This window comes from Colwellia sp. MB3u-41 (assembly GCF_014076845.1).
In the GTDB taxonomy this organism is placed as follows: domain Bacteria; phylum Pseudomonadota; class Gammaproteobacteria; order Enterobacterales; family Alteromonadaceae; genus Colwellia_A.
In genome coordinates, this window is record NZ_JACGUT010000079.1 from 337,142 (window position 1) to 353,737 (window position 16,596).

General features: G+C 37.5%; 15 protein-coding genes and 1 riboswitch. Of the genes, 6 read left to right on the plus strand and 9 right to left on the minus strand.

Annotation, left to right across the window (positions count from 1 at the left end):
• Positions 1-95: 95 nt before the first annotated feature.
• Positions 96-178: riboswitch (cyclic di-GMP riboswitch) on the plus strand.
• A gap of 191 nt (positions 179-369) precedes the next feature.
• Together H4J73_RS12725 and H4J73_RS12730 are read left to right on the plus strand one after the other, a co-directional pair.
• Positions 370-1,371, plus strand: coding sequence for a GGDEF domain-containing protein (locus H4J73_RS12725; RefSeq protein WP_182178609.1), 1,002 nt, complete (start codon positions 370-372; stop codon positions 1,369-1,371).
• Between the two features lie 173 nt (positions 1,372-1,544).
• The gene (locus H4J73_RS12730; RefSeq protein ID WP_182178612.1) at positions 1,545-1,844 is read left to right on the plus strand and encodes a cytochrome c; all 300 of its coding nucleotides are present in this window, start codon (positions 1,545-1,547) and stop codon (positions 1,842-1,844) included.
• A gap of 73 nt (positions 1,845-1,917) precedes the next feature.
• Here the strand turns inward: H4J73_RS12730 and recQ are convergent, their stop codons facing one another.
• Complete coding sequence (recQ, locus tag H4J73_RS12735; RefSeq protein ID WP_182178614.1) at positions 1,918-3,729, minus strand: DNA helicase RecQ; 1,812 nt, start codon at positions 3,727-3,729, stop codon at positions 1,918-1,920.
• 164 nt (positions 3,730-3,893) lie between these two features.
• On the opposite strand from recQ, the gene H4J73_RS12740 reads away from it, so the two are divergent.
• Both H4J73_RS12740 and rarD read left to right on the plus strand, forming a co-directional pair.
• The gene (locus H4J73_RS12740; RefSeq protein WP_182178616.1) at positions 3,894-4,361 is read left to right on the plus strand and encodes a thioesterase family protein; all 468 of its coding nucleotides are present in this window, start codon (positions 3,894-3,896) and stop codon (positions 4,359-4,361) included.
• Positions 4,362-4,518: 157 nt separating this feature from the next.
• Positions 4,519-5,442, plus strand: a complete 924-nt coding sequence (gene rarD, locus H4J73_RS12745; protein ID WP_182178618.1) for an EamA family transporter RarD — start codon at positions 4,519-4,521, stop codon at positions 5,440-5,442.
• 424 nt (positions 5,443-5,866) lie between these two features.
• Here the strand turns inward: rarD and H4J73_RS12750 are convergent, their stop codons facing one another.
• From H4J73_RS12750 to H4J73_RS12785, 8 genes are all read right to left on the minus strand, one after another.
• Positions 5,867-7,771: a YfiR/HmsC family protein gene (locus H4J73_RS12750; RefSeq protein ID WP_182178626.1), complete on the minus strand. Its 1,905-nt coding sequence runs from the start codon at positions 7,769-7,771 to the stop codon at positions 5,867-5,869.
• Between the two features lie 114 nt (positions 7,772-7,885).
• Positions 7,886-9,139 carry a diguanylate cyclase gene (locus tag H4J73_RS12755; RefSeq protein ID WP_182178628.1) on the minus strand — a complete coding sequence of 418 codons (1,254 nt, stop codon included), beginning with the start codon at positions 9,137-9,139 and terminating at the stop codon, positions 7,886-7,888.
• A 60-nt stretch (positions 9,140-9,199) separates the two neighbouring features.
• Positions 9,200-11,374, minus strand: coding sequence for a DNA helicase II (gene uvrD, locus H4J73_RS12760; protein ID WP_182223251.1), 2,175 nt, complete (start codon positions 11,372-11,374; stop codon positions 9,200-9,202).
• A 63-nt stretch (positions 11,375-11,437) separates the two neighbouring features.
• A complete protein-coding gene (locus H4J73_RS12765) occupies positions 11,438-12,196 on the minus strand; it encodes an HAD-IA family hydrolase (RefSeq protein WP_182178632.1) in 759 nt (252 codons plus the stop codon).
• An 8-nt stretch (positions 12,197-12,204) separates the two neighbouring features.
• A complete protein-coding gene (locus tag H4J73_RS12770; protein ID WP_182178634.1) occupies positions 12,205-12,888 on the minus strand; it encodes a DUF484 family protein in 684 nt (227 codons plus the stop codon).
• A gap of 51 nt (positions 12,889-12,939) precedes the next feature.
• Positions 12,940-13,770 (minus strand): diaminopimelate epimerase, encoded by an 831-nt coding sequence (gene dapF, locus H4J73_RS12775; RefSeq protein ID WP_182178636.1) that lies wholly within the window; start codon positions 13,768-13,770, stop codon positions 12,940-12,942.
• Positions 13,771-13,796: 26 nt separating this feature from the next.
• Entirely contained in the window at positions 13,797-15,047 is a 1,251-nt protein-coding gene (gene lysA, locus H4J73_RS12780; protein ID WP_182223252.1) for a diaminopimelate decarboxylase, read from the minus strand.
• A 2-nt stretch (positions 15,048-15,049) separates the two neighbouring features.
• The gene (locus tag H4J73_RS12785) at positions 15,050-15,244 is read right to left on the minus strand and encodes an LPS translocon maturation chaperone LptM (RefSeq protein WP_182178639.1); all 195 of its coding nucleotides are present in this window, start codon (positions 15,242-15,244) and stop codon (positions 15,050-15,052) included.
• Between the two features lie 81 nt (positions 15,245-15,325).
• Between H4J73_RS12785 and cyaY the strand changes: the two genes are divergently transcribed.
• Together cyaY and hemC are read left to right on the plus strand one after the other, a co-directional pair.
• Positions 15,326-15,655 carry an iron donor protein CyaY gene (gene cyaY, locus H4J73_RS12790; RefSeq protein ID WP_182178641.1) on the plus strand — a complete coding sequence of 110 codons (330 nt, stop codon included), beginning with the start codon at positions 15,326-15,328 and terminating at the stop codon, positions 15,653-15,655.
• Complete coding sequence (gene hemC, locus H4J73_RS12795; protein WP_182223253.1) at positions 15,652-16,590, plus strand: hydroxymethylbilane synthase; 939 nt, start codon at positions 15,652-15,654, stop codon at positions 16,588-16,590. The genes cyaY and hemC overlap by 4 nt, the downstream gene beginning before the upstream one ends.
• Positions 16,591-16,596 lie beyond the last annotated feature (6 nt).

Sequence of the window (16,596 nt, forward strand, 5' to 3'; positions counted from 1 at the left end):
TTTTATTTATAAGTTTAAGTGAAAGTTCAACGAATATTCATAATAAAGGTTTACAAGCATAGTTCAACGCTTATAATGAAATACGAGTTTCTAAAACTCGAAAAGGGCAAATCTAGTGAAAGCTAGAGACGCAAAGTTACCGGTCTAAGGGGAAACCTAAGATAGCGGAACTGCCAAATTTAGATATAGTGGGGGCTTGTCTATTCTTTGAACAGTTTGCTTTCGGTATACTTTGCGTGCCTTCCTACCCTTTTCTCCCACTAGACACTTAATAACAAGTGTTAATAAAAAATATATGGCACTTTACTTGTTTTTATTAGAAAATAGACTAACGAAATTTTACTTGGGTGCTTATATTGAGATGGAACGATGAAATATCATGATTCCATAATACAAGCTGAACAAAAAATGAATATGGCCGTAAAAGAATTACAGCGGTGGTGTTTACCTGTCAGCCCAATTAATTACGCAGTAAGCTACGAGTATATTAATAAAAAAAATATTCCACTTAATAAAACCATCGAAAATCAACTTACCTTAGGTAAGAAACTCGATAATTTCTTTATTGAAGAAAACTACCGTCAATACATTTTAGGTCAGAGTAACTTCAGAGACGAAATTATTGATGAACTTGAAGAAGTTGTTACTCATGTCGAGAAAAATAACCAAAAATCATCTTTAAATATTGATACACTTATTACCAACCTAGATAATAATATAGATCACTTACAATCTTCTGATAAAGAAACAGCAATTTCTGCAGCAAATAGCATACGCCATGCATCTCAAGCATTTAAACTAAATCAACAAAAATTTGCTGAGCATATTTCATTGACCTGTGAAAAGACACGGGCATTACAAGTTGAATTGAAAAAAGCACGTAAAGAGATTTATATGGATCCCCTGACAGGACTTTATAATCGTAAAGCTATGTCTAAACATTTAGATTTATGGTTAACACAAGATCCAAACCGACAGGTTGCGGCGATTTTAGTCAATGTGAATCAACTATCGGAAATTAATACACAATTTGGTCATTTAATTAGCGATGTTCTCCTATCAAAAATAGCCAGTAAAGTTAATAGCTATGTTGATGACAGCGGTTTACCTATTCGTTCTGGCGGAGATGAGTTTTTAATACTCTTACCTGACGTTGATAAAGCAAGCGCAAGAGAAATTGCTGATAAAATATCACAAGGTGTTGAGAAGCTTCGCTTTGTTAGCAGCAAATCTGGCGTTAGATTACCTAAAATGACTTTATCGATTGGCGTGGAAATATTTAATATCGCTGAAAATGCAAACAATATTTTAAAAAAAGCTCGACGCTTGCTCCCTGATTATCCCCTAGACAATAACGTATTAAGTTTTTAATAATTTACGAATAAGTCGATTCAGACTTTAGCTAATAAAAGTTTATTCTGGTTTATAAATCAAAGAATTATACTTTGCGATTACTTAGCTTAAGAAAGTCAACGACAGCCAACCTCTTTTCTCATATACTCAAGCAAGTATAAAAATCCTAACGACTAAGAGAGAAATAAGTTATGAAAAAAATTACTTTAGCTGTTGCCGCTACTTTAATGATGGCATCTCCTGTTTTTGCTGGTGATGTTGCTGCTGGTAAAGCAAAAACTGGTATGTGTGCCGCTTGTCATGGCGTTGCAGGTATCTCTGCAGTTCCAATGTACCCAAATCTTGCTGGACAAAAAGAAGCTTATACGGCGAGCCAATTAAAGGCCTTTAAAGCTGGCACACGTAAAAATGCCATAATGGGACCTATGGCTATGGGTTTAAGTGATGAAGATATCGCAAATATTGCGGCTTATTACGCTAGTTTAAAGTAAACTCCCTAATTATTGTTGAACTTCGTTCATCAATAATTCATATTAAAAAACGCTCAATTGAGCGTTTTTTGTTTTAAGCACTATGCTGTTGAATAACTTGTAAAAACTCATGGCCATAACGGGCAAGTTTAGTATCACCAATACCATTAATATTTAGCATTTGCTGTGATGTTTTTGGCTTTTCACGCGCAAGCTCTGATAACGTTGCATCGTTAAAGACAATGAATGGCGCAATATCCTCGGCATCTGCAATCGTTTTACGCAAACTTCTTAATTTAACAAATAACACACGGTCATAACGTTTATCAGTTTTATCTTGTTGCCAGTAGCTCGCTTTTTGTAACCTCGGCGAAGCTAACATTAAGGGTTCCTCACCTTTTAACACCGAACGCGATGCTTGTGTTAAAAATAATGCAGATTGTTGGGATATATCTTGTTGTAAAAACCCTAAATGAATCAATTGCCTAATAATTGCAAACCAATACCCAGGTGTTTTGCTTTTACCAATCGCAAAAGTTGATACTTTTTCATGTTCTAGCTGTCTAACCTTTTCGGTTAATTCTCCTCTGAGTACTTGTACAACGTGTTCAATGTCACCCTGTTGCTGAATACGAAAAACACAAGACAGTACTTTTTGCGCGGCTTCCGTGGCGTCAAATTGAGTCGGAGGATCTAAGCAAATATCACAATTACCACATTTTTTTGTGGTGAATTCTGCAAAGTAATTGAGTACAACTTGTCGACGACAGGTTTGCGCTTCGATAAAGCCTTTCAACGCTTGAAAACGCTGCTGCTCGACATTGACCCTTTCTTCATTATCACCATCGGCTATATACTTAGTAATGCGTTCAACATCTTTTTCATCATACAAAAATAACGCTTCTGCCGCTAAACCATCTCGCCCAGCACGGCCAATTTCTTGATAATATGACTCTAATGTTCTCGGTGGTTCAAAGTGGATCACAAAGCGAATGTTTGATTTATTGATACCTAATCCAAAAGCTACGGTGGCAATAACCACTTGAATATTATCTTTGGCAAAACCATCTTGGACAATATTGCGCATGTCTGTTTCCATGCCAGCATGATAAGCAGAACAATTTATACCTGCACTTGCTAACATTTTAGATAACTTTTCTACTTGCCAACGGCTACTACAATAAACAATACCGCAATCATCGCCGCGCTTTTGAATGTAACGTAAGACCTGATGATCTCCTTTATATTTATCGGCCAGCGTAAAACGAATGTTAGGCCTGTCGAAGCTATCAAGGTGAATGTAAGGGTCATTTAATGCAAGCTGGAGTAAGATATCTCTGCGGGTAGTAACATCAGCAGTCGCTGTTAATGCCATAACAGGTACCGATGGAAAACGTTGTTTTATTGTATGGAGTTGCGTGTACGCTGGGCGAAAGTCATGTCCCCATTGCGAAATACAATGCGCTTCATCAATCGCGAACAAGCTTATCTGCATATTCGCTAAGCCTTGCATAAAATAATAATTTTTTAACCGTTCCGGTGCAATGTATAACAGCTTAATTTCACCAAGAGATAAGCGCTGTAAAATATCATTTATTGTTTCTTGATCTAAACTCGAGTTCACAAAAGCAGCTGAAATACCTTGTCGAGTTAAACCATCAACTTGGTCTTTCATTAAAGCAATTAGGGGTGAAACGACAATCGTTATTCCTGGTAATAAAACAGCAGGCAGCTGATAACACATTGATTTTCCACCACCTGTTGGCATAAGCACTAAACTATCTCGCCCCTGAAATAGTTGCTGAATAATTTCTAATTGCCCGCTTCGAAACGTTTGATATCCGAAATTATGCTTTAACGCATCTTCAAGCTGAGATTGTGAAACTGTAGGGAGAGCTTTTTGCAACGGAATAAGCTTTATTTAAATATAATTATTGTTATTTTACCCCAGCCACAAAAAAGTCGAGAGCACTATTTTAGTATTTCTTGAATGCTTAGAAAGATAAGTGCTAAGCTCAAATAAAGTCATCAGACCAGTTACACTAAACAACTGATTTAATTAGGATCATTATGACGAATAATTTACAACAAAAACAATTAATTAAACAACTTACACATTTTTGGTCAAACAATCTTCCCTTCAATACACTATTGGGGCTTCAGATCAGTAAGTTTGATTGTAATACTTCGGAAATTCGTTTTTTATGGCAAGATAAATTAATGGGTAACCCATTACAAAAAACGCTACATGGCGGTGTAACTGCATCAGCCCTAGATTTTGCTGGTGGTGTTGTCGTTGCCGCAAATATGATTGAGCAGCTTGAGCACAAAACACCCGCAGCTATCCAGCAAAGTTTAAGTTGCTTAGGCACAATAGATCTTCGAACCGACTATTTGCGACCCGGGCGCGGTGAGGCGTTTATTGCAACAGCTCATATCATTCGAAGTGGGAATAAAGTCGCCGTTGCTCGAATGGAATTACATAATGAAAAAGGTGACCACATTGCTTTTGGTACAGGAACTTACTTAGTGGGTTAAATCTCTCCCAAATCAAAGTTCAAGGGACTTGAGGTAGTTTTTATTAACCATGTTCTTAATAAAAGTGGCTTGAGTATAGTGCAAGTAAACAGCTGAATTTAAAATCATTGTGCTATAATTTGACTCCTTATTTTTAATGCTAAAATTTACTTAAACAATGACTGTAACCGATAACAAAGACCGTAATGGTGTGATTAACGCGATTAGTGCTTATCTGCTTTGGGGTTTAGCACCCATTTATTTCAAATTAATTTCTATGATTAGCTCTGATGAAATTATGGTTCATCGTATTATTTGGTCAAGCCTGCTGTTATTTTTAATTGTTATCATCAGTAAGAGATCTCGCGTACTACTCGACACGCTCAAACAACCAAAGTTATTGATGAAACTTGCCTTATCGGCTTCTTTTTTATTAGTAAATTGGTTTTTATTTATTTGGGCAATAAATAATGATCATCTACTTGATGCCAGTTTAGGTTATTTTATTAACCCTTTATTTAATGTTGCTCTCGGCGTGATATTTTTAGGGGAGCGTTTACGAAAAATGCAAAAGTTTGCCGTTATGCTTGCGTTATGTGGGGTCTTAATTCAACTGGTTGCGTTAGGTTCATTACCCGTTATTTCATTAGCACTGGCGGGAACATTTGGTATTTACGGTTTGTTGCGTAAAAAAATGCACCTGGATTCTTTTGTTGGTTTATTAATTGAATCAAGCCTGATGTTGCCACTAGCACTTATTTATTGGTGGCTGTTTGTTGATAGTAGCACGGCTAATATGCTTGAAAACAGCCTGAATTTAAACATGTTATTAATCGCTGCGGGTATTGTTACCACAGCCCCTTTACTGTGCTTTACCGCGGCTGCAAAAAGATTAACATTATCAACACTGGGATTTTTTCAATACATCGGCCCCAGTATTATGTTTTTTTTAGCGACTTTTTATTATCAAGAAGCATTACAACCCGCTAAATTATTTACCTTTGCAGCCATTTGGTTAGCGCTCGTTATTTATAGTTTTGACTCGTTAAGATCAAGAAATGAAAAACGTCAATTAGCGTTAAATGACCAGCTAAAAAACTAACTATGTGTAGGGTGATAACAACTGTACTGTAGAAAATATTCAAAGGTGATAGTGCTGCCTTCAAAGATATCGTCTATGGTCAACTCAGAGCTAAGCCTTCAGTTTCATTGGCAGGGTAATGTGAAAATTTGAACCGTGTTCAAGTTTACTGTCTATTTTTATGTTGCCTTGAAGTTTTTGACAAACAATAATAATAAAAACAATATTCAAAGGTGCTAGTGCTGCCTTCAAAGATATCGTCTATGGTCAACTCAGAGCTAAGCCTTCAGTTTCATTGGCAGGGTAATATGAAAATTTGAACCGTGTTCAAGTTTACTGTCTATTTTTATGTTGCCTTGAAGTTTTTGACAAACAATAATAATATAAACACTATTCAAAGGTGCTAGTGCTGCCTTCAAAGATATCGCCTATGGTCAACTCAGAGCTAAGCCTTCAGTTTCATTGGCAGGGTAATATGAAAATTTGAACCGTGTTCAAGTTTACTGTCTATTTTTATGTTACCTTGAAGTTTTTGACAAACAATATTATAAACAATATTCATACCTAAACCCGTACCACCTGAATTTCTTTTAGTGGTGAAAAAAGGTTCGAAAATATTATCTAAAACATGTTGGTTCATACCATGACCATTATCTTTAAATAGAACCACGACCTTATTATCTTCTGTTTTTGATAGGTTAATCGCAATATTTCCCAATTCCTTGCTTTCAAAAGCATGCTTTAATGCATTGGTCACTAAATTGGTGAGTACCTGTGCTAAAGCACCAGGGATAGTGGTGATTATCAATTCACTTTCACCGCTGTACTGATAACTCACCCTAAAGCGTTTCATCTCTGCTGATAACGTCGACATAACTTCTTCAATGTAACTCACTAAATCTATCTCTCGTTCTTCGCCAACCATTTGATCGGCTGCCACTTGCTTAAAATTATTCAATAATTCAATAACGCGCTCTAAAGCATTAGTATTTAAGTTTGAAGATTTTTCCATACCATTGAAGTAACTTTCCATTGCGGTACGTGTTAAATTGCCAGTTTCAAAATTTGCTCGTATTTTTTGAGTACTTTCTAAAGCAGAACTTGTCGATGTTACTGCGATACCAAGCGGGGTATTTATTTCATGCGCTACTCCAGCCGTTAACGTGCCCAACGACGCCATCTTTTCAGATTGAACTAATTGCTGCTGCATATTCTGTAAGTTTTCGAGCGTGCGACTTAACGTGCGTGTTGTCTGTCTGTTTTTAACAAAAAGTAAAACGACTAGACCTGAAATCAACACCAATAATGTTATAAAAAACGCCATTAAAATAAGATAAAACCGTTGTTTGTCTATACGTTCTTCGCGTTCTACCAACTCTTCATTTTTCTGACTTAACTGTACACTTTGGTCGCTTATTTGTTGCTGCTGCTGCTGTAATATATTTCTATTAGTAGCTATTTTTTCAGCCATAATAACATTCTCTTGCTCCTTACTATGCACAGAGCTTTGTTGATTTTCTAAATTAGCTTTAGCTACTTTTAATTGTGTTGCGACTTGTTTAAGCTGCAACTCTTTACTTTTTATAGATCCTTGCTGTTGTTCAATATCTTTTTTTAAGACGTTAAGTTCTTGTTGACGCTGACCGGCAACTTTTTCTTGCAACGTTAAGTTCTTATTTAAAGTTTTTAATTTTATTTTTACTGAAGATATTTGATTTCGCTGGTCAGTAAGCTTCTCGTTCAGCTTAATTTCTCGTCTTCTAATTACTTGTAATGCCAATTCTGTTTCGCGATACAAGGTTGCAACGTCAAGTTCAGTTCCCCCTAGCAGTAGTAATTCTGCTGACATAACCAAACCTTCAAAAACAATATTGGATTTATTGACTTCAAAGCTGATGGCCGAATTTTCAGGATTATCCACCAAGTTAATCATGACACTATGTTTATCAGTACTATTATCAGTGATCAATAGTGTATTACTGCTTCTAAGGATTGAAGCGATGCTGGCAATTTCTGTATTTTGATTTGCAGCAGAAAAAAACAAATCTGTTTTTTTCCCTTCTTGAATATTTTTAATGGTAATGACTTTGATGGTTTTATTTTTTATTACCCGTTTAGAAAGGGTTTTATTAAGCTGTTCAGCAAAGTTATCATCACCATAGATGCCGATTATAAATTGATCTTTTTCGTTTTCATTTAGCCAAGTTACATTTTTAACAAAATTATAAATGTAAACGGCTTTTACTTGTTCGCTATCAAGTTGTTGAGCAAAAATTGAAGTCGAGGTACAAATAAAAAAACAAAATAACACCGGCAAATATTTGCTCATGAGTATTATTTTCTTCTTCATTTAATGCACCTTATTGTTGATTTAATGAGTTACCTTACTTTTTTTGTAAAAAAAACCCCTAAAATTCATTAGGGCTTTGAGGTTATTTAACAAACAATAACCTCATGGAATTAACTAGTCATCAACACCAAAAATGCTAAGTTGATTACGGCCATTTTCTTTAGCATTATAAAGAGCACTTTCCGCTTGATTAAGTTGTTTAGCAAACGTCTCTGTACTATTACAAACTAAGCCTATACTGATGTTAAAGGCAATATGGTGCTCTTCAAAAGTTAGCTGGGAAACAGAAATATCTCGACGAAGATCGTCTAATTTAGTATAAAAGTGATCCTCATCGGCACCGTACATTAAGACAGCAAACTCTTCACCACCTAAGCGGGCCAGCAAACCTGATCCCAGATGTTTACGCATATATAATGCCAGTACTTTTAAAACATGATCGCCAGCATCATTTCCGTAGTTATCATTGATTTTTTTGAAAAAATCAATGTCGAGCATAGCAACACAATAAGGCATATCTCTTTTAATATATTGAGGCACCAGTTGTTCTGCTTTAGAGAAAAAAGCCCGTCTGTTAGGTAAGTCGGTCAAATAGTCTACATTTGCTGCTTTTTGGATTTGTTCAATATTGTTTAAATTTTCAATATTTTGGGTTATTCGACAGTAAAATTCTTCTGGGCAAAAAGGTTTACGTAAAAAGTCATCAGCACCATTTTTAATAAAGCGTGCCGAATGCATACCGTTGTCTGCTCCAGAGATACCGATAATAGCGAGTTGATCACGACTATAAATTTTACGGATTTCATTGGTTAATTCGATACCGTCCATTATAGGCATTTCCAGATCGGTGATCACCAATTTAATGTCTTTGTGCTGCTTTAAGCGTTCTAGCGCTTGTACACCATCATTGGCTAAATAAACATTAAAGTTGCGGCGTTTTAAGAGCTGAGAAACATAATTTCGTGCCGCTAAAGAATCATCAACAACAAGAATACCTGTGCTGCTGTTCGTTATTTGCCAATGTAAAATACGTTTTAAATAAAGGAAAGCTTGGCTATTCTCTTTAGGGATATAGTCAACAACGGGCTGAGCAAGTATTTGCTGTCGAGTAGTTTCATCCATTTTTCCTGTCATCACCACACTGGGAATACCATGTGAGAGTACACATGCTATTGCCTCGCCATTAGGAGCATCAGGTAAAGCGTAATCAATTGTTGCAGCAAAAAAATCATTATTACCTTGTAAAATATTTTCCACTTCGGCAAGCGTGGTCGCAACAGTGACTTGGTAATTTAATGCCTCGCCAATTTGCCTAATAACACGAGCAATAGGCTTACTGTCTTCTACTACGAGTAATTGCATTGACATATATTTTTTAACCTTCTTATTATAATGACATCAACTGAAAATAATCACTTTCATCTGACATCAAACGGTAGCTTGTAAATTAGCATAAGCGACAACGAGCCATTTACTGCCTAAATCAGTAAAATTAACTTGAATACGGCTTTGGGCTCCTGAACCTTCATAATTCAAGACCACACCCTCACCAAATTTAGCATGAACAACAGATTGTCCTAGGCTAAAGCCTGTATTTTCAAATGTTTCCAGTGTAAATGTAGATGAAAACTTCCCTTTAGTTGAAGGGCGAGTTACTTGATTTTGTAACCTTATTTCCTCTGTGCATTCAGGGGGTAATTCGCGTAAAAAACGACTGGCTTTATGAAACTTTTCTTGTCCATAGAGTCGACGACTTTCAGCATGACACAAGTATAGCTTATTCATCGCACGTGTCATGCCTACATAGCATAAACGGCGCTCTTCTTCTAAGCGTCCTATTTCTTCTACTGATTTTTGTGAAGGAAACATACCCTCCTCCAAACCAGCAATAAACACTAATGGAAATTCTAGCCCTTTCGCTGAATGCATAGTCATCAATTGCACAGCAGGTTCATAGTCATCAGCTTGCGACTCGCCAGCTTCGAGAGCTGCATGTGTTAAAAATGATGTTAACTTGGTTTGTTCTTCTATTAATTCAGGATCAGCTTCAAACGTTTGGCAAGCGGTAACGAGCTCATTTAAGTTTTCTATTCTTGCTTCAGCACGTTCACCTTTTTCAGCTTGGTACATCGCTTTCAAACCACTGTGTTGAATAACGTAGTTGGCTTGCTGGTCGAGATCTAAATGACTAGAGTCATCTTCAAGCTGGTCAATAACACTGATAAAATTCTGAATTACTTTAGCGCTGCGACCTTTTAATTCATCATTTTTGAGCATGAATTGACAGGCTTCCCATAGAGTCATTTCTAGGCTGCGCGCTGCATCACGAATTAATGAAAGGCTGGTGTTGCCTATACCACGGGTTGGTGTATTAATAATACGCTCAAAAGCAGCATCGTCATCACGGTTATTCAGTAAACGTAAATAAGCAAGGGCATCTTTAATTTCTAAGCGTTCAAAGAAGCGTTGCCCACCATAAATTCGATAAGGTAAACGACTCTGTAACAGCGCTTCCTCGAGTAAGCGAGACTGTGCATTACTACGATATAAAATCGCAACATCATCTAAGCTGCCTTCCTGACGCCAGTCAGTAATACGGCCGGCAATAAAGCGGGCTTCATCAATTTCATTGAATGCGGTGTAAATTGATATTTTTTCACCAGCCTCATCTTCTGTCCACAATTTTTTCCCTAAACGGTTATTATTATTAGCAATAAGTTTATTGGCCGCATTTAGAATATTCGCTGTGGAACGGTAGTTCTGCTCTAAACGTATTGTTTGTGTATTATCGAATTCATTGAGAAAGCGCTGAATATTTTCAATTTTAGCTCCACGCCAGCCGTAGATTGATTGGTCGTCATCGCCAACAATCATCACCTTGCTTGACGCATTGCCTAAAATATTTAACCACGCGTATTGAATCGCATTGGTATCTTGAAACTCGTCAACTAAGATATGCTTAAAGCGTTGCTGATAATGGGCAAGCAGTACGGGATTATTTAGCCAAAGTTCATGCGCACGAAGTAATAATTCAGCAAAATCAACTAAACCCGCACGGTCACACGCTTCTTGATATCCTTGATAAACTTTTACAAACGTTTGTTCGGTCGGATCGTCATACACTTCAATGTGTTGTGGGCGAATACCTTCATCTTTTTTTCCGTTGATATACCACTGCATTTGCTTAGGCGGCCAACGTTTTTCGTCAATCCCTAACGAGCGCACGATACGTTTGACTAAACGCAATTGATCATCAGAATCGAGTACTTGAAAATTTTGTGGTAATTTAGCTTCCTGAAAATGCATACGAAGTAAACGGTGTGCTAAGCCATGGAACGTACCTACCCACATGCCATGAACATTGCCTTCAACGGTTTTTTCAACCCGTACCCGCATTTCTGCAGCCGCTTTATTCGTAAAGGTAACCGCTAAAATACTATGAGAAGAAGCATTTTCAACTTGCATTAACCAAGCAATACGCTGGACTAAAACTCGAGTTTTACCACTACCTGCGCCGGCTAATACCAACATATTTTGTAGTGGCGCGGCAACAACATCGCGTTGTTTTTCATTGAGTGACTCAAGTAGTTCAGAAACGTCCATAACGGAAAAATAACCTTAGAAAAGTGGAAAATTTATATTGAAAGCAAAGTATAGGCAAAATTATCACAAGTGGCGTAGTTCGCTAATATCAGCTAGCTCAATATTAGGTAAAACCGTCAGTGGTTGTCCAACATCATAGCAAGAAATCCATGCTGTTTGGCAACCCGCATTGATCGCACCTTGAATATCAGAGCGACCACAATCACCGACATGTAATAATTGTGCTGGTTTAATTAATAGTTTTTCACAAGCCTCATCAAACATATCAGCGTAAGGTTTTTGTCGAAGTTGTTTATTTTTATTTAAAGACGTCGTTGATAAATCCCCCGCATGAAAACGATATTGAAAGTAATGCGAAATACCTATTTTATCCATATCAACGTTGCCATTACTGATCGCCACCAAAGGATACTTTTTCTGTAAACCTGTTAATAATTGATGAACGCCACTAGGAACAACAAAATCACTGCGTTGTAGCACAAAATAATCTAATGCTTTTTGTGCTGCCTGTTTAGCGGCATCTTCAGTCAACCCTAGCGCTTTCATACCCAGTATATAAGTAACAAAGCGCATATCACCGACATGATGAACTAATTGAGGATTCTCTTTGAGTGCTTGTTGACGAAAAGGAGACCAAAAAAGATAATCAAACACAGTGTTTTGTGCACAATATATATTTGCTTTCGCTGACAAAAAAAATGTCGAAAAATAAGCAACCATTTTTGCATCGGTTGCCATCATGACTGGATAATTACTATACAAGGTATCATCAAGGTCAAAACTGATGGCTTGAAAAGGCGCTAAGCGACGATAAAATTTCATCTACTGTGTTATTTATACAGTTGTTGAAAAAGAAGTTTTGCCACAAGTTTTCTAAATTGGCTGAGTAATAATGTGTCCATACGCGGATCAAAATGGTCTGCATCAGCACTGCTTATCGCTATAAATCCAAGACTATCATTGAGGTGATTTAACTTAATTAAGACAACAGAACCTTCTTGGTGTTGTGAAAAAATAAGTTCTTGCTCACTTTTTTGTAAGCGGCCAAAATAATAGTCATCTTTGGATAAGCGGTTATGCATCACCCCAGCACAATCATTTTTAGCAATACTGGCATGGTCAACAACCGTATTTTCTTTTAACCATACTTTTAAACCTGATAACGATAATAATTCTGTTGTTGCTTGATACAAACAATCCAGTAATTCGTTTGCCGAACTGCAATCTAATAAACGTAAATACAAATCACTGTATAAGGCAAAAAGCTGTTCATTTTGATTAGCAATCGCCATTAATTGGGTAATTTCTTCTTCTAGACTATGAATTTTTTGACGCTGCTGGCTTTGCTGTCTTTGCACTAATGAAACTGTACCGCGGTTAATGTCAGATAAGCGTAAGCTGTTGATCAGCTCAGGATTACGATTAAAGAATTCAGGGTTGTCGTGTAAGTAATCAACAATGAGATCATCTGTTAAGCTTACTTCATCTAACTGTATTGGGTTTGAGTCGTTCAAATTAATTCTCTACTTCTTGGGTTGTTGTCACGTAAGCTAATTTTATGCTAATTACAAATTTAATTGTCCATCAAAAACATGTACCGCAGGACCCGTCATTTTCACCGAATTCCCAGGGCCTTTCCAATAGACTTTTAACTTGCCACCCGGTAATTCTACCGTAACATCTCGACCTAATTTATTTTGTGTTTGGCCAATAACTACCGCTGCACAAGCACCACTACCACAGGCTAACGTTTCAGCCGTGCCTCGCTCATAAACGCGTAGTTTAATATAATCAGGGGAAACAATTTCCATAAAGCCAACATTAACTTGTTGAGGGAATCGTTCATGGTTTGATAACGCTTTACCCAATGTAGTCACAGGTGCCTCAACAACAGAATCAACCGTCAATACACAATGCGGGTTACCTAAAGAAACAACGCCACATAAAACTGTTTCTTCGTCGCTACGCAAAATATAAGTTCCTTCTACTTTTTGAGCAGTAAAAGGAATTTGGCTGGGTTCAAATTTAGGGGTTGGCATGTTTACTGAAACATTACCGTCGCGCTCAACAAATAGGGTCATTTTACCTGATTGTGTTGATACCTTAATTTTATTTTTATTCGTTAATCCTTTTAAACGCACAAATTTAGCAAAACAACGTGCACCATTACCACACTGGCCAACTTCACTACCATCCGCATTAAAAATACGATAATGAAAATCTAAATCGGGGTCGTATGGCGGCTCAACCACTAAGACTTGGTCAAAGCCAACACCAAAATTTCGGTCGGCTAAATGCTTTATTTGTTCATTCGACAAATAAACATTTTGTGTAACATTGTCTAGTACTAAAAAGTCATTACCTAAACCATGCATTTTTGAAAAATTAACTAACATTTACTACCCATATTAAATTTTTATACTTATTGTGGCAACAAAGACTCGCCTTGCCACAATTGCTCTGTTGTTTCACGAGCACGGATCAAATGATTTTCTTCGCCATCGACCATAATCTCTGCCGCTTTTGGTCGACTATTATAGTTTGAGCTCATCGAAAAACCATAAGCACCTGATGAACGAATCGCTAATAAATCGCCTGCCACAATACTTAATTCACGAGCTTTACCAAGAAAATCACCGGTTTCACAAATAGGACCAACAATATCGTATGTTTGTTTTTCAACAATGTTGTTTTGCTCAACCTCAATAATAGCTTGCCAGGCCTGATAAAGTGATGGACGAATTAAATCATTCATCGCAGCATCAACAATAGCAAAATATCGGTCCTGATTAGTTTTTAGCAATTCAACTTCAGTGACCAATATGCCTGCATTAGCCATAATGGCACGACCGGGTTCATAAATCAGCGTAATATCACGATCGGCTAATTTCTCTGCAATCGCTTTCGCATATTCGTTTGGGTGTGGTGGCGTTTCGTCGTTATAACAAACCCCTAAACCTCCACCTACATCAATATGCGATAAAATAATATTTTTTTCTACAAGGCGATCAACAAGCGCTAAAACACGGTCAAGCGCATCTAAAAAAGGTTGTACTTCAGTTAACTGCGAACCAATGTGGCAATCAATTCCCTTTACAGCAATATTTGATAATCCGCTAGCGTGTTGATACAACTCAAAAGCGTCATCAATACTAATACCAAATTTATTTTCTTTTAGGCCTGTCGATATATAGGGATGGGTACCTGCATCAACATCAGGGTTAACTCTTAAAGAAATGGGAGCAATGAGCTTCATTCGCTCTGCTACCTGCTGAATACGCGAGAGCTCTGCGGCTGACTCAACATTGAAGCAGTAAATGCCCTTTTCTAAAGCAAAAGCAATCTCATTTGATTTTTTACCAACACCTGAAAATACAACTTTACCGGCATCGCCCCCCGCTTGTAGCACTCGAGCAAGTTCACCTTGGGATACAATATCAAAACCGCTGCCTAAACGTGCCATTACATTCAACACAGCAATATTGCTATTGGCTTTCACTGCATAGCAAACTATGTGGGGTTTATCACCAGCGGCTTGGTCAAAGGCATGCCAATGACGTTCAATCGTCGCACGCGAATATATATATAACGGCGTACCATGTTGTTTAGCAAGCTTAGTTACGGCACAATCTTCAGCATAAAGTGAAGTGTTTTTGTAATTGAAAAAATCCACGGTTAGTTTTCCTGCAATAATCCTGCTGATGAATTTTGTTTCTGCTCAGTTTTAGCGTTGTTAGTTTTTTCTTGCACAGATTTTTGCGTTAGTGGACCTTTAATTCCACATCCACTTAAAAGCACTGATATAATAAAAAACGCTAAAATAATTGAATTTTGTTTACGCATACTTGATTTATTCGATTTTTTTCTCATGATAGACGTTTTATAATCTCATGACCAACAAATAGCTAGCAAAGATGAATAAATTTCATTGCGCTAGAAAAGGAAGCATTAATGAACGACAGCCAATACAATTTACTTGCCGATGAAATTATTCTTCTAATAGAGGAGGCCGTTGAAGATTGTGGTACCGACATTGATTATGAAGGGGTTGGCGGCATGCTAACGCTTACCTTTAAAAATAACAGTAAAGTCATCATTAACAAACAAGCACCCTTGCATGAAATATGGGTGGCAACTAAATTTAATGGCCATCATTTTCAGTTTGAGAATAGCCAATGGACAGATAAACGTGGTGGTGGCGAGCTTTGGCAATTTTTATCAAAAGCCATTAGCATTCAGGCTGATACCGAAATAACCATTAGCGCAGGATACTTTGAATGAGCACTACAACTGTACGCATTGCCACACGTAAGAGCGCACTCGCTTTATGGCAAGCAGAATATGTAAAAACACAATTAGAGCATTTTCATCCCGGTATTACTGTTGAACTTGTTCCTATGACCACCAAAGGTGATATTATTTTAGATACCCCTTTAGCTAAAGTAGGTGGCAAAGGACTGTTTGTTAAGGAACTTGAAGTTGCCATATTAGAAGGTCGCGCCGACATCGCGGTGCACTCGATGAAAGATGTACCCGTAGAATTCCCAGAAGGCTTAGGGTTAGAAGTTATTTGTCCGCGTGAAGATCCCCGTGATGCATTTGTATCGAACACTATAAAAAGCTTAGCTGAACTGCCACAAGGTGCTGTTGTGGGTACCTCAAGTTTACGTCGTCAATGTCAAATTAAAGCCCTGCGCCCAGATTTAGACATTCGCGATTTGCGCGGTAACGTAAATACCCGTTTGAAAAAACTGGATAGCGGTGAGTATGACGCAATTATTCTTGCGGCTGCTGGCTTAATACGTTTAGAGATGCCTGAGCGAATTCAAGAGTTCATTGCACCCGAAGTTATGCTTCCTGCCAATGGACAAGGCGCTGTTGGCATTGAGTGTAGAACGAACGATTCAACACTTAAAGCTTTGCTCGCACCATTAGGTTGTGAAACCACCCGTATTCGGGTGTTAGCCGAACGCGCAATGAACCGCGCTTTAGAAGGTGGTTGTCAGGTGCCAATTGGTAGTTACGCGATTATTAAGGAAAATGGCGAAATATATTTACGTGGCTTAGTTGGCGCAACCGACGGTAGTGAAATATTAACCAGTGAAATTAGTGGCTCAATTGATAATGCAGAAAAAATAGGCAATACACTAGCTGATCAATTACTTGAAAAAGGCGCTGATAAAATATTGCGTCAGGTATATGCTGAACAGAAGTAATATACA